Raw genomic sequence first — 16905 nt, 5'->3', positions numbered from 1 at the left:
CACAATATAAGTAGGAGATGAAATAATGAAAAAATTATTAATATATGGTTTATGTATGTTTTCTTTTGTTTTATTATTAACAGGTTGTCAAAATAATAACCGAAGTGAAGATGATTTAACAGATTTACAAAATAATGTTGATGATCAATTAGGTGATCATTTTACTTATTCACGTGATGAATTAAAAGATGCATTAAATTATATTCATCATCATTTGGATGATATTAAAGATGAAGAGGTTGCTAAAAAGATATATGAAAAAGCATATTATATTGAAGCTGTTTCAAAAAAAAGTAATCAAAAAATTGATAATGAAGTAACACAGTATGCAATTAAAGCTAAAGATTATGCTAAAAATGTCTACTTAGCTAATGATAATGATCGCGATAATATAATTGAAAAAGGTAAAGATGATTTAGTAGATTTAAAAGATAAATTTGAAACAGGTATGGATTCATTCATTGATCAATTTTCACAATTTTTCAAAAAATAAATGATTAAGCTTTTTGCTTAATCATTTTTTAATAAGTGATAGGTGATAGTAGAAAAGATAATAACTGCTTTTTTTAAGATGGATTCATCAAAATCGTAGGCATCATTGTGAGGAGTCTCTGTTACCTTACAAGCAAATTGCATGTATGTTGCTTGACCGCCATGGCTTTGTACTCTGCTAGTCATATATGAAAAATCATCACTTCCATCAAGCGCACCACAATCCTTTTTAGCAATCTTAATTTGTGGTTGATATGTAGAAATAATTTGGCGAATTTTATTCATAAATGGTTGATCACAATCGATGGTAAAAGCTTTTCCAACTTCTTTGATTTCAACATAAGTATCATGCATTAAAGCAGCGCCTTGAATAACATCACGAGCATAAACTTCCATGTATTGATTGAGTTGTGAAGTAGCACCACGAACTTCTATTTCTAATTTTGCTATTTCAGGAACGACATTTCTACTTGTACCAGCTTGGACAGTTCCTACATTTATTCGAGTACAACCATCACTGTTTCTAGGAATTGCGTGTAAATTTAAAATACATGAAGCAGCCGATAAAAGGGCATTTTTACCAAACTGTGGCATACCCGATGCATGAGCAGAAACACCATGATAAAATACATCCAGTTTTGTTGTTGCGAATGTTTCATCCATACCAAGGTATAAATCACTATCGTCCCCAGGATTTTGTGGCCAAATATGACCAGCATATAAATAGTCTATATCATCTAAAATACCACTTAAGGCTACTGATTTAGCACCCCTTACTGATTCTTCAGCGGGTTGGAATATCAATTTGATTGTTCCATGCATTGATTCTTTAATTTGCATTAAAATTTTTGCTACGGTTAAGCCAATTGAAACATGTCCATCATGGCCACAAGCATGCATTGCGCCAAGATTACATGATCCAAATCCTAACTGAGTAGGAATGTGCTCTTCATTTTTCGATTCTAAAATGCCGAGTGCATCCATATCAAAGCGAATTCCTACAGTTGGTCCCTTGCCATTTTTTAAAATACCAACAACAGCTGTGTAACCATCTTTGACTTTTTCTAAATAGTATTTATCAGCTCCTTGTAATAAGGCTCTTTTGTAACTTAAATCTAATATTGATTTTGGTGGTAAATTCATACGGGCATCAGCTTTCATAACCTCTTTTCCAACAAGAACTTGATAACCTAAATTATCTAATCTTCTTGCAATTAATGATGCTGTACGGTATTCTAACCATCCTCTTTCAGCATAACGGTGAAGACTTCTTCGTATAGCTATTGTTTCGTCCTCTAATATATTTGCAAGTTCCTCTATTTTTTTGTCCATACTCTATGCTCCTTTTTTTGATATTTCTTTTTAAAATGTATAAATAATAAATCGTATATGTATCGGTTAAAATCAAAAAACATATGTGATGTTGTAATAATGAAAATAAGTACAATTGCATTAAAAAAATCAATGTTCCCTAAAGAAAGAAATTTTTGACCAATAATAAGAATAATAAAATAACATATTTGAAGTACATAAATTACAACTTTACGATAAAGTGTCATAGGTGAATAGATATCTTTTAGGCCACAATAGTAACACCATCCAGTAATTAAAACACATATAGTTGATAGTGTTTGACTATTAAAACCAATTATTTGTCCAATATTCATAATGATAATTGAGCTTATAGCAATTAAAATACCATAAGGGAAAGCATTTTTAAAAACGTGGTACATAAATCTACTTTGCACCCGATTAAAATTAGCTTCATAAGTTAAAAAGAATGTTGGTATACCTACACAGCAAGCACCTAATACTGATAACTGAATAGGTAAAAAAGGGTAGATGCTACCAAATAAAATGGTACCAATTGCTAAAATAACTGAAAAGGTTGTCTTGATTAAAAACATAGATGACGAGGCAGTAATATTATTAATAACACGGCGACCTTCATTGACAATATCAGGAATTGCTTCAAATTGATTATCTAATAAAACAATATTAGCACAATTTTTTGCTGCTTCACTTCCTGAAGCCATAGCAATTGCACAATCAGCAACTTTAAAAGCTAAAATATCATTAACGCCATCACCTGTCATTGCTACAGTATGACCATGATGTTGTAAAGCTAAAACAATCTGCTTTTTTTGTTCTGGACTAACGCGACCAAAAATATTATATTTTTCTACTAGATTTATTATATCACAGTCATTTTCTATGGATGAGGCATCAATGTAATGTTGATAACCATCTAATCCTGCTTTTCTAGCAATGTTTGACACTGTTACTGGATCATCGCCAGAAATAATTTTAATATTTGTGCCTTGGTTTTTGAAATATTGCAATGTAGTAGGGGCACTTTGACGAACAATATCAGTTAGTGTAATCATTCCAATAGGTTCAAGTTGTTCTAACAGTTGATCATCTTGGATGATTTTGTTGTGATGGGCAAGAATAATAATTCGTAATCCATGATGGCTATACTCATTGTATTTTTTTTCTATATATTCATGTCCATTAGGAAATAAAAATTGATAGGCACCGATATAATAAGTTCCTTTGTTTTCAAATGAAACAGCACTATATTTTCTTTTAGATGAAAAAGGGACAATGTGTACGGGATGGTAGTTATGTTCTTGTTTGAAATATTCTTGTAAAGCAACAGCTGTACTGTTTTTATCTTCAAAACAATAATTCATATTAGCAATAATTTCCCTTATAGGTTGATTATTAAAAGATTCAATATTTTCTACAGTTAATTGTCCTTTTGTTAAAGTACCAGTTTTATCCAAACAAACAGTATCTACTCTCGCAAGTGTTTCAATACTATATAAATCACGAACAAGAGTTTGTTTTTTTGCAAGACGGAGAATGCTAAGGGTTAAGGCAACACTTGTTAGTAAGACAAGACCTTCGGGAATCATACCAAGTAAAGCAGCTACGGTTGAAAGAATTGCATTTTGCAAAGAAATACGACTTAATAAAAATTGTTTTAAGAATAATAAGATTCCAATAGGAATGATGATAATACTAATAATTTTTAAAATATGATCTAATGATTGATAAAGTTGAGATGATTTTTGTTGGTACTGTTTTGCTTCATCAATGATTTTATTAATATAACTTTCATCTCCTACACGAATTACATGACAAATTGCCTTACCTGAAGTAACATAACTACCGGATAAAAGAGTGTCTCCGTTTTGCTTAAAAATAGCATCTGCTTCTCCTGTTAGTAAAGATTCATTGACTTCAATATGTCCGTCTATCATTGTACAATCGACAGGAATCTGTTTGCCTGTTGTAAGTATGATATCATCGTCTAAAACAATATTCTCTATATCAATAAGTTCAATCTTATTATCTCGAATGACTTCGATTGTCTGTTTTTCTAAAAGTGATAGTTGATCAAGTATACGCTTAGCTTTAATTTCTTGATAAATTCCTGCGGCTGTGTTGATGATAATAATAAAAATAAATAAAATATTTTTATAAGATCCAACGAGTAAAACACATAAAAATAAAATGATATTAATGAGATTAAAGAAAGTAAGAATATTTTGACAAAAAATTTCTTTGTATGTTTTTGTAATTGATTGATTTATTTTATTAGTCTGCTTTAAATCAATACGTTGTTTAACTTCTTGAGATGACAAACCGTGATAATTAAAATTATTTATTTTCATAAAAGCTTCTCCTATAAATATATTTTAATCAATTTGCATATATTTGACAATTAATCAGATACATATTTCTTTTTATATTTAAAAAGAGTATAATATGTAAGTCGCTACATATTTATAAAATTATATTATGATTTTAGAAGTATCTAAAAGAACGAAAGTAAAAGCAAAAGAAATCTTTGATTTAAAAGGAATTGTTACTGTAAAAGATATTCCGGATTTAGACTGTGACGATATTTGTTTTTTTCTTACACAGTTATTTCAAATGAATAAAGGGGAAACAGTAGGATCTAAAAATATGATGAATCGATTATCACAATGGATTCATGTAATTTATAATCATGATCAATATACTATCAAAGATGTTCAATCGTATGTAAAAAAACTTAAGTTCTAATAAAAACAAATGGAAACATTTGTTTTTATTTTGAATTTAAAGATTGTATACAATCTTTAAATAATGTGTTATAATAATCATACGTAAATAATTTTGGGGGTGACATGATGAGTGATACTATAGATTGTTTTTTTGAAAAGGGGAAACAAATAAATAATATAGAAAACAGTCTTTATTCCTTATACAATGTTAAAAATGGTTTAAGAAATGAAGATGGAACAGGTGTTTTAGTTGGATTAACTAAAATTGCCGATGTAGTAGGTTATAAAAGAGTTGATGGAAAAAAGGTTGATACAGAAGGACGATTATATTATAGGGGGATTCGTGTTTCTGAATTAATTAATGGACATAATCCTGATGATCGTTATCTTTTTGAAGAAGTTAGTTTTTTAATTTTATTTGGATATCTACCAAATAAAGATGAATTAGATGCTTTTAAAAAAGAATTATCTAAACGTTACGCTTTACCTGAATACTTTTTAGAAAGTAAAATTTTAGGTTTTCCAACCAAAAATATGATGAATAAATTACAACAGGAAGTTTTAATGCTTTATTCATATGATGATGATCCAGATAACATTTCAGTAGAAGCAACTTTAGATAAAGGTTTAGATCTCATTGCTAAAATACCTTCTATTGTTTGTTATGCATATCGTAGTAAGGTTCATTATTTTGATAAAAAGAGTTTGTTTATTCACCAAATTCGTTCTGACTATTCAATAGCTGAAAATATACTATGTCTTTTAAGGGATGATCAAAAGTTTACTAAAAAAGAAGTTGAAGTTTTGGATATGTGCTTAGTTTTACATGCTGATCATGGTGGAGGTAATAACTCGACTTTTACAAACGTCGTTATTAGTTCAACAGGGACTGACATTTACTCTAGTTTTGCCGGGGCGATTGGATCGTTAAAAGGACCTAGACATGGTGGTGCTAATCTTGCAGTAAAAAAACAAATGGATTTAGTAATCAAAGAAATTGGCTTAGATGCAAGTGATCAGGAAATTGAATCTTTAGTTAAACGTATATTAGATAAAGATTTTAATGATAATTCTGGTTTGATTTATGGAATAGGGCATGCAGTTTACACAATTAGTGATCCTCGTTGTGAGATTCTTCGTGCTAAATGTAAAGAACTTGCTATAGAAAAAAACAGGTATAAAGAATATGAATTCTTTAACCGATTTGAAAAAAAAGCTATTCAAGAAATTGAATCACGTAAAGGAATACACGTTTGTGCTAACATAGATTTTTATAGTGGACTTATCTATGATATGTTAAATATTCCTCGTGAACTCTATACACTCATGTTTGTCATTGGGCGTTCGGTTGGATGGTTAGCCCACAACATAGAAAATAAACTTTATTCTGGTCGTATTGTAAGACCGGCTGCTAAATATGTTGGTGAAACAAGAGATTATATAAAAATGGAAGATCGTAAATAAGTAATAAAGCGTTTAGAATTATCTATCTAAACGCTTTGTTTTTATCTAAAAAAAGAACGTTACAGATTATTTCTGTAACGTTAATAATTTATTCTTTAATAACTTTAATCCAACCTTTAGGAGCTTCAATTGTTCCCATTTGAATACCTGTTAATGTTTCATAAAGTTTTTTAGTGATTGGTCCCATTTCTTCCATTCCACTTGGGAAGCAGATTTCTTTTCCATGATCATTAATTTTTCCGACTGGAGAAATAACTGCTGCAGTACCACAAAGACCACATTCAGCGAAATCTTTTACTTCATCAAAGTAAACTTCTCTTTCTTCAACTTCTAATCCTAAATATTCTTTAGCTACGTACATTAATGAACGTCTAGTAATTGAAGGAAGAATACTATTTGATTTAGGAGTAACAACTTTATTATCTTTAGTAACGAAAATGAAGTTTGCTCCACCAGTTTCTTCAACTTTAGTTCTAGTAGCTGCATCTAAATACATATTTTCATCAAATCCTTGATTATGAGCATCAACGATAGCATGTAAACTCATAGCATAGTTTAAACCAGCTTTAATATGTCCTGTTCCGTGTGGAGCTGCTCTGTCAAAATCAGAAACTCTAATTGTAATAGGTTTAACTCCTCCTTTAAAATATGGTCCTACTGGAGTAACAAACACTCTAAATTGATATTCATTTGCAGGTTTAACTCCAATAACTGGGTCACTACCAAACATATATGGACGAATATATAAAGTTGCTCCTGAACCATAAGGTGGTACATAATCAATATTTGCTTTAACAACTTTTTCAATTGCTTCAACCCATTTATCTTCAGGATAAACTGGCATTTCCAATCTTTTACATGTATTTGCCATACGTTCTGCATTTAAGTCAGGACGGAAGCAAACAACTTTACCATCTTTTGTAGTATATGCTTTTAATCCTTCAAAACAAGTTTGTGCATATTGTAAAACACCAGCACATTCACTAATTACAACTTTGTCATCAGCAGTAATCACGCCCTCATCCCATGCTCCATCTTTATAATTTGCAACAAATCTTGCTTCTGTTGGTATATATCCAAAACCGATATTAGACCAATCAATATCTTTCTTTGACATTTTAAGTACTTCCTTTCTTGTTTTATCTTAAAGCAAATTTTACGCTTCATTAAGAAGAGTGTCAACAGAAAACAACATGAACTTTTATTTATTTTTTACTTTAAATTGTAAATTTTCTAAAATTTCTATTGTTTTTTCTTGTAAATCTAAATCATTGCTGGCTATCCCTTTTTTATCTATATAAATAGGCACTTCGGGAAGAGCACTTTTAACAATAATAGCATTAGAAAGAACACATATATTAGAAACAATACCAACAATTGTAATATCAAGATAACGAGTATCTTTTAAGATGTTTCCTAATTCTAATGAGCCAAAGGTATTTTTATAAATACATAGGTCATTTTTATTTTTTTCTTGAGCAACTTTTCCATATAGATTCCAACCATCCGTTTTTCTAATACAGTGAGCAATGGGTAGATTTTTTCCTTCTTGTGTGTTTAAGTAATTTGTTTCATGACTATCATAAGTGAAAATAACATCATCTTGATTTTGATGAAATTGTTTTATAAGAGAAGCAATATAGGAATCAATTTTTTTAGCATTTTCAAATCCTAGGCTACCGTTAACAAAATCATTTTGATAATCAACAACAATAAGTAATCTTTTCATAATTAAACCTCCTAGTTTATTTTATAAGATATAATCTTGCCATTCAATTGATTTATGATATGATAAATCAAGATTACATAAGGAGATGAAACAATGGAAGAAATTATTTTTTTGGGTACTGGAAATGCAACTGTAAAAGACTGTTATAACACTTGTTTTGCAATAAAAAACTTAAATGAATATGTTTTAGTTGATGCCGGAGGGGGTAACGGCATTTTAAAACAATTAGATTTAGCTAATATATCATTAAATCAAATTCATCATATGATTATTACACATTGTCATACGGATCACATCTTAGGAGCAATTTGGGTTTATCGTATGATAGCAACACAAATTTTACAAGGGACATATTCTGGTGATTTTTACATATACTGTCATGATGAAGCAGCGACTACGTTAAAAACAATTTTAGAGTTGACTTTAGTCAATAAGATGGTTGGTCTATTAGATAATCGTATTTTTATTAAAGAAGTCACACACTTACAAACATGTATAATCAATCACTTACCATTTACTTTTTTTGATATTCATTCAACTAAAATGAAACAGTTCGGTTTTTATATTTTAGAGGGAAATCAAAAATTAACATGTTTAGGCGATGAGCCATGTGATGAATCTTGTTTAGATTATGTAAAAGATTCAACTTGGCTTTTATGTGAAGCTTTTTGTTTATATGATCAAAGAGATATATTTAAACCATATGAAAAGCATCATTCAACGGCTAAAGATGCAAGTATTTTAGCTAACCAACAAAATGTAAAAAATCTTGTCTTATATCATACTGAAGAGAAAAACTTAAAAAATAGAAAAGAATTATATACGCAAGAAGCTAAACAATATTTTAAGGGAAATGTTTATGTTCCTAATGATTTAGATGTCATTACTATTTCATAAATTGATGCTTAATAAATGATAGATTGAGTGTTATACTATGGTGGTAGGAGGAAAGTCACTTAGTGATGATGTGTAAAGATGGATAAAAATTTAGAAACATTAATTAATTTAAAGCGTGAAAAAATGGAAAAAGCTTTTCGCGATAATAATATGGAATTGGTACAGTTAAATGATAAGGGAGAACTATTAGATTATTTGAATCAATATCTTAAAGATAACGTGAGTGTTGGTGTGGGAGGATCAATGACATTATTTGAAACAGGTGTTATTGATAAAATTAGAAAAAGTCCTGTTAAATTTTATGATCGTTATCAAGAAGGATTAACCGGTGAACAAATTCAAGATATTTTTAGACAGTCGTTATTGGCTGATTTATATATTACAAGTAGTAATGCTATTGATATGAATGGTTGTCTTTATAATATTGATGGTAATGGAAATAGAGTTGCTGCGATGATTTATGGACCTAAGAAGGTGCTTGTTATTGTTGGCAGAAATAAAATTTTTACAAATGAAGAAGCGGCAATTAATCATATTAGAAATGTAGCGGCGCCCACTAACGCTTTACGTTTAAATAAAAATACGCCTTGTACCAAGGCTGGTAAATGTTTAAATTGTCATTCTGCTGATCGTATTTGTAGTTCTTTTGTTAAACTATCTTATCAATCTGTAAAAAATAGAATACAAGTTATTGTTGTTAATGAAGATTTAGGTTATTAAAAGGAGAGAGTGTATGTATAAAAAAATTGATATAAATGAATTATCTTTTAACCCCTTTGATGAAATTTCTAATCATTGGGTTCTTATTAGTGCTAAAAATAATGATCAAGTCAATACAATGACTGCAAGTTGGGGTCAACTTGGACATTTATGGGGTAAAAATGTAGCTACAGTATTCATTAGACCTCAAAGATATACAAAAAAATTTGTAGATGCTCAAGACTACTTTACTGTTACGTTATTTGATGGTTATAAAAAAGAATTAGGTATTTTAGGGTCACGTTCTGGACGTGATGGAGATAAAATTTCAGATGTACATTTTGATATAGAAGAAATTGAAGGACAACCTACATTCAAACAAGGTAAAATGGTTTTTATATGTAAAAAAATGTATAGTGATTATCTTAAACCGGAACATTTTATTGATGATTCAATTGATCAAAGATGGTATCCTGAAAAAGATTATCATGAAATGTATATAGGTGAAATTATTGCTTGTTATAGAAATGATTAATTAATTTAATCGTTTCTTTTTTTTATTTATGGTCATACTTAAATTGGTGATATGATGAAATTATTAGAGTTTATAATTTTACCTATTCTTTCTTTAATTGTATTGTTTTTTTTAACAAAATTATTGGGGTATAGGCAAGTTAGTCAATTAAGTATGTATGATTATATAATTGGAATCACGATTGGTTCTATTGCATCAGAATTGATTATGAAAGACTTTGCTCATATTTTAAAACCTTTGATTGGTATGATTATATATGCTTTATTCCCTTATTTTTTATCCAAAATTACGTATCGATATCCTAAGATTCGTTATTTAGTTGAAGGAAGGCCGATTGTTTTATATGAAAATGATCAAATATATAATAATCAATTAAAGAAAGCAAAAATGGATTTAGATGAATTTTTGATGCAATGTCGGATTAATGGCTATTTCGATATATCTCAGATTAATCAGGTTGTACTCGAGACAAATGGAACACTTAGTTTTCTACCAAAAGAAGAATATCGTCCTTATCAACTAGGAGATAGCCAAAAAATAATCCAAGATAAAAAACTACCTGTTTTATTGGTTAAAGAAGGAAGTGTTCTAGTTGATCAATTAAAGAATATCGGGCGGGATAGAACTTGGTTAGATCAGTTATTGAAAGTCAAAAATATATCGTTACAACATATTTATCTCATGTATTATTTGGAAAACAGTCAAGAAATAATTTTTGAATTGTCTAATGAAGAAAAAGATTTTATATAAAAAACACCTCTTATATATTAACAAGAGGTGTTATTTGTTTTGAAGATCATAAATAATTTTTAATCCTTTAAATGTTAGATCTGGATCATAAGTATCTATAAGATCAGTTTCATGATATATCATACGACCTAGCCCGCCAGTAGAGACAACTTTTAATTCTTCACCATATTCTTTTTTGATTTGAGAGATAATCTTATCGGTTAAACCGATATAACCATAAACGACACCAGCTTGCATACTGTCAACAGTATTACGACCAATTATTGATGCAGGTTTTTTGATTTCGATTTCTGGTAATTTGGCAGCTTGGGAAGATAAAGCTTCAACACTGATGCCAAGTCCTGGGGCAGTAGCGCCACCTAAGAATTCTCCTTTTGATGAAATGATATCAAAAGTTGTAGCAGTACCAAAATCAATGACCAAGCATGCACAATGATGTAAATAGTATGCACCAGCAGCATCAACTAGACGATCAGCACCTAAAGCTTTTGGATTATCTATTTTGATTGAAATTCCTGTTTTAATTCCAGGACCTACAATAATGGGCTCTTTATGAAAATATTTACGAATTGAATTGGTAAAAGAATACATGATTTTAGGTACAACACTAGCAATAATCACATCTTTGATATCTTCGACTTTTGTATGATAAGCATTTAAGAAACTTAAAATCATAAAGCCATATTCGTCGGATGTACGCTGTAATTTAGTTGTTAAACGATAATTACCAACTAATTTATCATCATGATATAATCCCATAGTTATATTTGTATTTCCAATATCTACAACAACTAACATATTATTCTCCTTTGATTTTTCTTAATTTATCTATAATTAAATCTGCTAATTGAGATTTAGACATAAGATCTTTGTATTCAACAAAATTTTTGGTTATAAAGGCTACTTTATTCGTATCTCCTTTAAAACCAGCACCTTTTTCAAATAAATCATTGACAACAAGTAAATCACAATTCTTTTTAATAAATTTATTTTTAGCATTTTCGATTACATTTTCTGTTTCCATTGCAAACCCGCATAATGTTTGATGTGTTTTGATATTTCCAACATAATTAAGAATATCAAGATTTTTTTCTAATTCTATATTAAAGTTGTGATCTGCTTTTTTTATTTTTTGTGCTGCTTTTGTTTTAGGACGATAGTCACCAACGGCTGCAGCCATGATAATATAATCTTGGTATTCGACTAATTTTTTTGTTTCTTCAAACATTTCCATAGCACTGGTTATTTCAATAATATCTACACCATAAGGTTTTTTTAAGTGAGTAGGACCAGTAATTAATGTAACATGGGCACCAAGGTTACGAGCACTTTTTGCAAGTTCATATCCCATTTTGCCACTTGAATGATTGGTAATATAACGAACAGGATCAAGGGCTTCTTGAGTAGGGCCGGCTGTAATTAAAACATTTCTTAAATGTAATGATTGAGGATACATAGAACCTTCTATAAGATCTACAATGTCTTCGACATCAGCTAATTTTCCTCTTCCTACATCACCACAAGCTAATTTGCCATATGCCGGATCGATAAAACGAATCCCATAGGTTAAACATCTTTCGATGTTCCTTTGCGTTGCTAGATTATCGTACATATTAACATTCATTGCAGGAGCAATCAATTTAGGACATGTAGCAGCAAGAAATGCGCTTGTAAGAACATCATCACTAATGCCGTTGGCAATTTTTGCAATGATATTTGCTGTTGCAGGAACGATAACAAAGCAATCTGCATTTTTAACAATTTGGATGTGTTTAATTTGATAACCTGTTTCATCAAAATCGTCGATGAGTACAGGTTTATTAATTAAGGCGCCAAAAGTAAGAGGACTTACAAATTGAGTTGCATTTTTTGTCATAATGACTTCAATGTCGTATTGATTTTTTTTCTTGAGTAAACTAATAACTTCACATGCTTTATAAGCAGCGATACTACCAGTTACACCGATAATTATTTTTTTCATTTTTCATTCTCTTTCTTTTCTTATTTTAACGTTAATATTATATTACGTGTTTTATGATAATTCAATGATACTATGTTATAATAACAAAGGGAGATGATATCATGAAAAAAGTTGCTATCTTATTAAAAGATGGATTTGAAGAATTAGAAGCTTTAAGTGTTTTAGATGTTTGCCGTAGAGCAGGTATTGAAGGTGAATTAATTGGTATGGATAGTGAGTTTGTAGCCAGTTCACATAACTTGATTGTTAAGGCAGATAGACTTTACGATGATGAAATAAAAGACTTTGATGCTGTTGTTATCCCAGGAGGGATGCCTGGAGCAAAAAACTTACAAAAAGATCATCGAGTATTAGAATTAGTTAAAATGATGTTTGAAGCAAACAAGATTGTTGCGGCTATTTGTGCAGGTCCTATTGTATTACAGGCTGCCGGTGCTTTAAAAAATAAAACCGTAACATGTTATCCTGGCTTTGAAGATGAATTAACAGACGCAAATTATAAAGAAGCATTAGTAATAAAGGATAAAAATATTATCACTGGTAAAGGTCCAGCAGCAGGGTTTGCTTTTGCTTATGAAATAGTTGAAGCGTTAGGCATTGATAGTGAGCCATTAAAAGAATCTATGCAATATCATTATCTAATCAATCATTAATGTGATAGTTGTCTCATTGTTAATAGAATACTACTTAATGTTACAATTTCAATAATACCATTAATGGTACCAAACATCATCAGTAATAAAATAATAATACTTATTTGCCAATTAAGCCAATAATCAACTTGATTGGCTTTTTTATATGATGTTAACATGGATTGTTTAATGATGAGTTTGAGCAAAACAAAAGTAAGAATGAGTGCTAAAAAAGTAAGCCCTACATGTAAAAATGAAGTTAAATCACTGGTAGAAAGATGATAGGGTAAAAAGGTACCAATAATAAACAAACAAGAAATAAGATATAGGATTCTTCTATTTGATCTGTTGCTAAGATGATAAAGCTTGATAAATATAAAAAGAATATTGATTATAAGCCATCCAAAATAGAGAACATAATGATGATAAACAAGTAAACTTGTGAAATTATTATAAAGAGGATGAAATGTAAAAGATAAACAAATTGTTAAAATAATGAGTAGATATTCCATAATAGACTCCTTATTTTTTATTTTATATCATTTTTTACTTTATGTCATATATTATTATTGAGGTGGCATGATGAAAGGATATGTCGAGGTCTTAGATAAAAGAGATGAATGGCTTAAATATTATTTGTTAAATTCAGGATATAAGTTAAGCGAATTTAGAAACGATTTAGATTTTTATTATTTAGGTAAAAATGGAAATCAATATTGTGATTTAAGATGTCCTTATATTTTTACATTAAATGACGGAGTATATCCAACAATTAATATTAATAAAGATATTATTTTTAAGCAAGAAAATAATTTATTGACGGTTTTAGGTTTGTTAAAATTAATGATTGAAAACAGGCACGGCTATCGCAATCGTATTTTGATTTTGGGTTTTGGAGATTTAGCTCAAAAAATAGCGCATTGTTTAAAGCAATATCATAATACAATAACGATTGCTAATAGGAATAATAAAGATGATGTCATTATTAAACAAAGGGGATACCAGCATGTTGATTTGAAACATATAGAAGGGGAATTTGATGTCATTATTAACACTATCCCTAAAGAAACAATTTGTTATCAAACATTTGACAAAAGTGTTATTTATGATTTAGCTACAACTATAAGTATAAATCATGCATCGTATTATTCATATCGATCGTTACCGGGAATGTTTTTTCCAAGGCAAAGTGCCAAACTTATTTTTCATACTATGGATAGGGTGATGAGAAATGTTAAAAAATAAGAAGATAGGAATAGGTATTACTGGTTCTTTTTGTTCTATGAAGCCATTGTTGCTTTTTTTAAAAGAATTAAATGATCATGGTGTGGATCTTTATGTCTTTTTGACTGATGAAGTATTAAACTATGATACACGCTTTTTTAAACATCAACATTTAATATCGCAAATAAAAGAATATACAAAGCATCCGTTAATTACTCATATTGTTGATGCTGAACCCTTTGGTCCAGTAATTCAGTTAGATTTAATGATTGTCTATCCTTGCAGCGGGAATACTTTAGCTAAGTTAACTCATGGGATTAATGATAATGCTGTTACAATGGCAGTTAAAGCTACTTTAAGAAATAATCGAAATATTGTGATTGGACTTTGTTCAAATGATGCTCTTTCAACAAGCGGTGTTAATTTTATGCAGTTGATGAATACAAAACACTTTTATTTTATGCCTATGTATCAGGATGATACAATAAAGAAACCCAATAGTTTATTAACTGAATATACATTAGGAATTCAAACAATTGTTAATGCTTTAAATGATCATCAAATTCAGCCGATTTTTATTACTCACAAACGTGAAAGATGACTTTTTCTTTTTTGATTTATTTGTTACAATAAATAAAGAGTTAGCAAACTGATTAACTTTATGTTAGAATAAACGCACTGTAAAGAATCATAAAAAAATGAAATAGGAGGTAGAAATGAAAAAAGATGTTGTTAAAATCTTGCCTATGGGTGGTCAAGCTGAAATGGGTAAGAGTATGTATTGTATAGAAATTAATGAAAAGATATTTATTATAGATGCAGGACATCGTTTTCCAGAAGTGGATAAGCTTGGAGTAGATATCATTATTCCTAGTTTTGATTATTTAAAAGATAATAAAGATAAAATTGTTGCGGTAATTATTACTCATGGACATGATGATGTGATGATGGCTTTACCTTATTTATTAGAGGAAATTAATGTACCTATTTATGCACCTAATCTAACAGCTGATTTAATTGAACAAATGATACATCGTTATCAAAAGAAAACAAGAAGCAAGACAAAATATCAATTGAATCGAGTAAAACGTAATGATTCAATTGAAATCGCAGGGGTTCCTGTAGAATTTTTTCCAGTAACACATTCTATTCCTGGAAGCGTTGGTGTCGCTTTATGGACAAATAGAGGTTACATTGTTTATGGTGGAGAATTTATTATTGATTTTGGAGCTCCTGAAGGTTTTGGATGTGATATTCAAAAAATGATGGAAATTGGAAAAAAAGGTGTATTGGCTTTATTATGTGAATCATCATATGCTAAAAATGATGGTTATACTTCGCCAAAACATAAACTTACTTCACAAATAGAACAAGATTTTGAAGATAGTGAAGGAAGAATTATTATTTCTAGTTATGCGCAAAATATTTTTAGAAGTAAAGAAATTGTTGAATTAGCTAAAAAATATAATCGTCGTATTGTTTTTTATGGACGTGATAAATATGATAGTACGAATAGTATTGTTCGTATTGGACAGCAGTTAAAAAAAGCGGTTATCTCGATTCCTAAAAAACTTATTGCTTTTTCTACAGATATTGCTAAAGAAGAATTGAATGATCGTTTAGTTATTTTATTAAGTGGTAGTCCTAGACGTATTTATCATGATATTTGTGATATCATTGATGGTGGTGATGAATATTTAAAATTAAAGGATACTGATACCTTTGTTGTTGCATCTCCGGTATTACCCGGAACAGAAAAGATTGCAAACAAAGCTATCAATGAGTTATATAAAACAGATTCTAAAATACATGTATTAAAAAACAAAGAACTTTATTCAATGCATGCTAGTCAAGAAGATATTAAAGTGATTATTCAAATTTTTAAACCAAAATATTTTATTCCAATCAAAGGAGAGTATCAACACTTTATTGCTTGTGGTGATATTGCAAGAGGAATGAATATTAAAGATGATCATATCATTATCATTGATAATGGAGAACGCATTTCATTTAAAGGTGGTAAATTAGAAGATTATCGAGATACTTTTGAAATTGAAGATGTAATGATCGATGGTATTGGTGTTGGTGATGTCGGAGCAAAAGTCATTGATGATCGTATCCAATTATCAAATGATGGTGTTGTTATTATTGGTGTGACAATCGACAGTAAAACAAAGAAAATTATAGCTAATACAGATGTACAGACTCGAGGATTTGTTTATCTAAAAGACTCTGAAAATATTATTAAAGGAATTATTGATATTGCTGAAACATGTATTAAAGATTTAGAAAAAAATCCAGAATTGGAAGTCGTTGAGGTACGTCAGACAATTAAAGAAAAAACAAATAAATTTATTACTAAAGAAACAGGGAAAAAACCTGTCATTTTACCAATAGTTATTGAAGTATAATGTGTTAATGCACCATTAATAATGGTGCATTTT

17 protein-coding genes and 1 pseudogene are annotated in these 16905 nt (G+C 29.5%); 11 read left to right on the top strand and 7 right to left on the bottom strand.

Annotation, left to right across the window (positions count from 1 at the left end):
• Positions 1-25: 25 nt before the first annotated feature.
• Complete coding sequence (locus tag DW911_RS00945; RefSeq protein WP_118431091.1) at positions 26-493, top strand: hypothetical protein; 468 nt, start codon at positions 26-28, stop codon at positions 491-493.
• 17 nt (positions 494-510) lie between these two features.
• Here the strand turns inward: DW911_RS00945 and DW911_RS00940 are convergent, their stop codons facing one another.
• Positions 511-1824, bottom strand: a complete 1314-nt coding sequence (locus tag DW911_RS00940) for an amidohydrolase (protein ID WP_118431089.1) — start codon at positions 1822-1824, stop codon at positions 511-513.
• Complete coding sequence (locus DW911_RS00935; protein ID WP_118431087.1) at positions 1809-4175, bottom strand: HAD-IC family P-type ATPase; 2367 nt, start codon at positions 4173-4175, stop codon at positions 1809-1811. Before DW911_RS00935 ends, DW911_RS00940 begins: the two co-directional genes overlap by 16 nt.
• A 127-nt stretch (positions 4176-4302) precedes the next feature.
• Between DW911_RS00935 and DW911_RS00930 the strand changes: the two genes are divergently transcribed.
• Together DW911_RS00930 and DW911_RS00925 are read left to right on the top strand one after the other, a co-directional pair.
• Positions 4303-4569 (top strand): hypothetical protein, encoded by a 267-nt coding sequence (locus tag DW911_RS00930; RefSeq protein WP_118431085.1) that lies wholly within the window; start codon positions 4303-4305, stop codon positions 4567-4569.
• Positions 4570-4676: 107 nt separating this feature from the next.
• Positions 4677-6014, top strand: coding sequence for a citrate synthase (locus DW911_RS00925; protein WP_118431083.1), 1338 nt, complete (start codon positions 4677-4679; stop codon positions 6012-6014).
• Positions 6015-6102: 88 nt separating this feature from the next.
• Here DW911_RS00925 and DW911_RS00920 read toward each other — a convergent pair.
• Together DW911_RS00920 and DW911_RS00915 are read right to left on the bottom strand one after the other, a co-directional pair.
• Positions 6103-7137: pseudogene (locus DW911_RS00920) on the bottom strand (branched-chain amino acid aminotransferase); the annotation flags it as partial.
• 78 nt (positions 7138-7215) lie between these two features.
• A complete protein-coding gene (locus DW911_RS00915) occupies positions 7216-7743 on the bottom strand; it encodes a cysteine hydrolase family protein (protein WP_118431079.1) in 528 nt (175 codons plus the stop codon).
• Between the two features lie 93 nt (positions 7744-7836).
• Here DW911_RS00915 and DW911_RS00910 point away from each other — a divergent pair, with 93 nt between their 5' ends.
• From DW911_RS00910 to DW911_RS00895, 4 genes are all read left to right on the top strand, one after another.
• Positions 7837-8640 carry an MBL fold metallo-hydrolase gene (locus tag DW911_RS00910; RefSeq protein ID WP_118431077.1) on the top strand — a complete coding sequence of 268 codons (804 nt, stop codon included), beginning with the start codon at positions 7837-7839 and terminating at the stop codon, positions 8638-8640.
• Positions 8641-8718: 78 nt separating this feature from the next.
• Positions 8719-9360, top strand: a complete 642-nt coding sequence (locus DW911_RS00905) for a lactate utilization protein (protein WP_118431075.1) — start codon at positions 8719-8721, stop codon at positions 9358-9360.
• A gap of 13 nt (positions 9361-9373) precedes the next feature.
• Complete coding sequence (locus tag DW911_RS00900) at positions 9374-9874, top strand: flavin reductase family protein (RefSeq protein ID WP_118431073.1); 501 nt, start codon at positions 9374-9376, stop codon at positions 9872-9874.
• Between the two features lie 54 nt (positions 9875-9928).
• Positions 9929-10624 (top strand): DUF421 domain-containing protein, encoded by a 696-nt coding sequence (locus DW911_RS00895; protein WP_118431071.1) that lies wholly within the window; start codon positions 9929-9931, stop codon positions 10622-10624.
• A 30-nt stretch (positions 10625-10654) separates the two neighbouring features.
• Here DW911_RS00895 and DW911_RS00890 read toward each other — a convergent pair whose 3' ends face one another.
• Both DW911_RS00890 and coaBC read right to left on the bottom strand, forming a co-directional pair.
• Positions 10655-11422 (bottom strand): type III pantothenate kinase, encoded by a 768-nt coding sequence (locus tag DW911_RS00890; protein ID WP_118431069.1) that lies wholly within the window; start codon positions 11420-11422, stop codon positions 10655-10657.
• Between the two features lies 1 nt (position 11423).
• Entirely contained in the window at positions 11424-12605 is a 1182-nt protein-coding gene (coaBC, locus tag DW911_RS00885) for a bifunctional phosphopantothenoylcysteine decarboxylase/phosphopantothenate--cysteine ligase CoaBC (RefSeq protein WP_118431067.1), read from the bottom strand.
• A gap of 101 nt (positions 12606-12706) precedes the next feature.
• Between coaBC and DW911_RS00880 the strand changes: the two genes are divergently transcribed.
• Positions 12707-13258 carry a DJ-1 family glyoxalase III gene (locus tag DW911_RS00880; RefSeq protein ID WP_118431065.1) on the top strand — a complete coding sequence of 184 codons (552 nt, stop codon included), beginning with the start codon at positions 12707-12709 and terminating at the stop codon, positions 13256-13258.
• On the opposite strand, the gene DW911_RS00875 is transcribed toward DW911_RS00880, so the two are convergent.
• Positions 13255-13749, bottom strand: coding sequence for a hypothetical protein (locus DW911_RS00875; RefSeq protein WP_118431063.1), 495 nt, complete (start codon positions 13747-13749; stop codon positions 13255-13257). The genes DW911_RS00880 and DW911_RS00875 overlap by 4 nt on opposite strands.
• 70 nt (positions 13750-13819) lie before the next feature.
• On the opposite strand from DW911_RS00875, the gene DW911_RS00870 reads away from it, so the two are divergent.
• The 3 genes from DW911_RS00870 (at position 13820) to DW911_RS00860 (ending at position 16872) form a co-directional block, all read left to right on the top strand.
• Positions 13820-14482 (top strand): NAD(P)-dependent oxidoreductase, encoded by a 663-nt coding sequence (locus DW911_RS00870; RefSeq protein ID WP_158568142.1) that lies wholly within the window; start codon positions 13820-13822, stop codon positions 14480-14482.
• Positions 14469-15062 (top strand): dipicolinate synthase subunit B, encoded by a 594-nt coding sequence (locus tag DW911_RS00865; RefSeq protein WP_118431059.1) that lies wholly within the window; start codon positions 14469-14471, stop codon positions 15060-15062. Before DW911_RS00870 ends, DW911_RS00865 begins: the two co-directional genes overlap by 14 nt.
• A gap of 115 nt (positions 15063-15177) precedes the next feature.
• Positions 15178-16872, top strand: a complete 1695-nt coding sequence (locus tag DW911_RS00860) for a ribonuclease J (protein WP_118431058.1) — start codon at positions 15178-15180, stop codon at positions 16870-16872.
• The last annotated feature ends 33 nt before the right edge of the window (positions 16873-16905 follow it).

This window comes from Erysipelatoclostridium sp. AM42-17, from assembly GCF_003480255.1.
Lineage (GTDB): Bacteria > Bacillota_I > Bacilli_A > Erysipelotrichales > Coprobacillaceae > Faecalibacillus.
This window is presented reverse-complemented; position numbering and strand designations above follow the sequence as displayed.

What these genes read in the sequence shown, in the direction of transcription:
- DW911_RS00945 (WP_118431091.1), top strand. Translation starts at nt 26, where the DNA reads ATGAAAAAATTATTAATATATGGTTTATGTATGTTTTCTTTTGTTTTA.
- DW911_RS00940 (WP_118431089.1), bottom strand. Translation starts at nt 1,824, where the DNA reads ATGGACAAAAAAATAGAGGAACTTGCAAATATATTAGAGGACGAAACA.
- DW911_RS00935 (WP_118431087.1), bottom strand. Translation starts at nt 4,175, where the DNA reads ATGAAAATAAATAATTTTAATTATCACGGTTTGTCATCTCAAGAAGTT.
- DW911_RS00930 (WP_118431085.1), top strand. Translation starts at nt 4,303, where the DNA reads ATGATTTTAGAAGTATCTAAAAGAACGAAAGTAAAAGCAAAAGAAATC.
- DW911_RS00925 (WP_118431083.1), top strand. Translation starts at nt 4,677, where the DNA reads ATGAGTGATACTATAGATTGTTTTTTTGAAAAGGGGAAACAAATAAAT.
- DW911_RS00915 (WP_118431079.1), bottom strand. Translation starts at nt 7,743, where the DNA reads ATGAAAAGATTACTTATTGTTGTTGATTATCAAAATGATTTTGTTAAC.
- DW911_RS00910 (WP_118431077.1), top strand. Translation starts at nt 7,837, where the DNA reads ATGGAAGAAATTATTTTTTTGGGTACTGGAAATGCAACTGTAAAAGAC.
- DW911_RS00905 (WP_118431075.1), top strand. Translation starts at nt 8,719, where the DNA reads ATGGATAAAAATTTAGAAACATTAATTAATTTAAAGCGTGAAAAAATG.
- DW911_RS00900 (WP_118431073.1), top strand. Translation starts at nt 9,374, where the DNA reads ATGTATAAAAAAATTGATATAAATGAATTATCTTTTAACCCCTTTGAT.
- DW911_RS00895 (WP_118431071.1), top strand. Translation starts at nt 9,929, where the DNA reads ATGAAATTATTAGAGTTTATAATTTTACCTATTCTTTCTTTAATTGTA.
- DW911_RS00890 (WP_118431069.1), bottom strand. Translation starts at nt 11,422, where the DNA reads ATGTTAGTTGTTGTAGATATTGGAAATACAAATATAACTATGGGATTA.
- coaBC (WP_118431067.1), bottom strand. Translation starts at nt 12,605, where the DNA reads ATGAAAAAAATAATTATCGGTGTAACTGGTAGTATCGCTGCTTATAAA.
- DW911_RS00880 (WP_118431065.1), top strand. Translation starts at nt 12,707, where the DNA reads ATGAAAAAAGTTGCTATCTTATTAAAAGATGGATTTGAAGAATTAGAA.
- DW911_RS00875 (WP_118431063.1), bottom strand. Translation starts at nt 13,749, where the DNA reads ATGGAATATCTACTCATTATTTTAACAATTTGTTTATCTTTTACATTT.
- DW911_RS00870 (WP_158568142.1), top strand. Translation starts at nt 13,820, where the DNA reads ATGAAAGGATATGTCGAGGTCTTAGATAAAAGAGATGAATGGCTTAAA.
- DW911_RS00865 (WP_118431059.1), top strand. Translation starts at nt 14,469, where the DNA reads ATGTTAAAAAATAAGAAGATAGGAATAGGTATTACTGGTTCTTTTTGT.
- DW911_RS00860 (WP_118431058.1), top strand. Translation starts at nt 15,178, where the DNA reads ATGAAAAAAGATGTTGTTAAAATCTTGCCTATGGGTGGTCAAGCTGAA.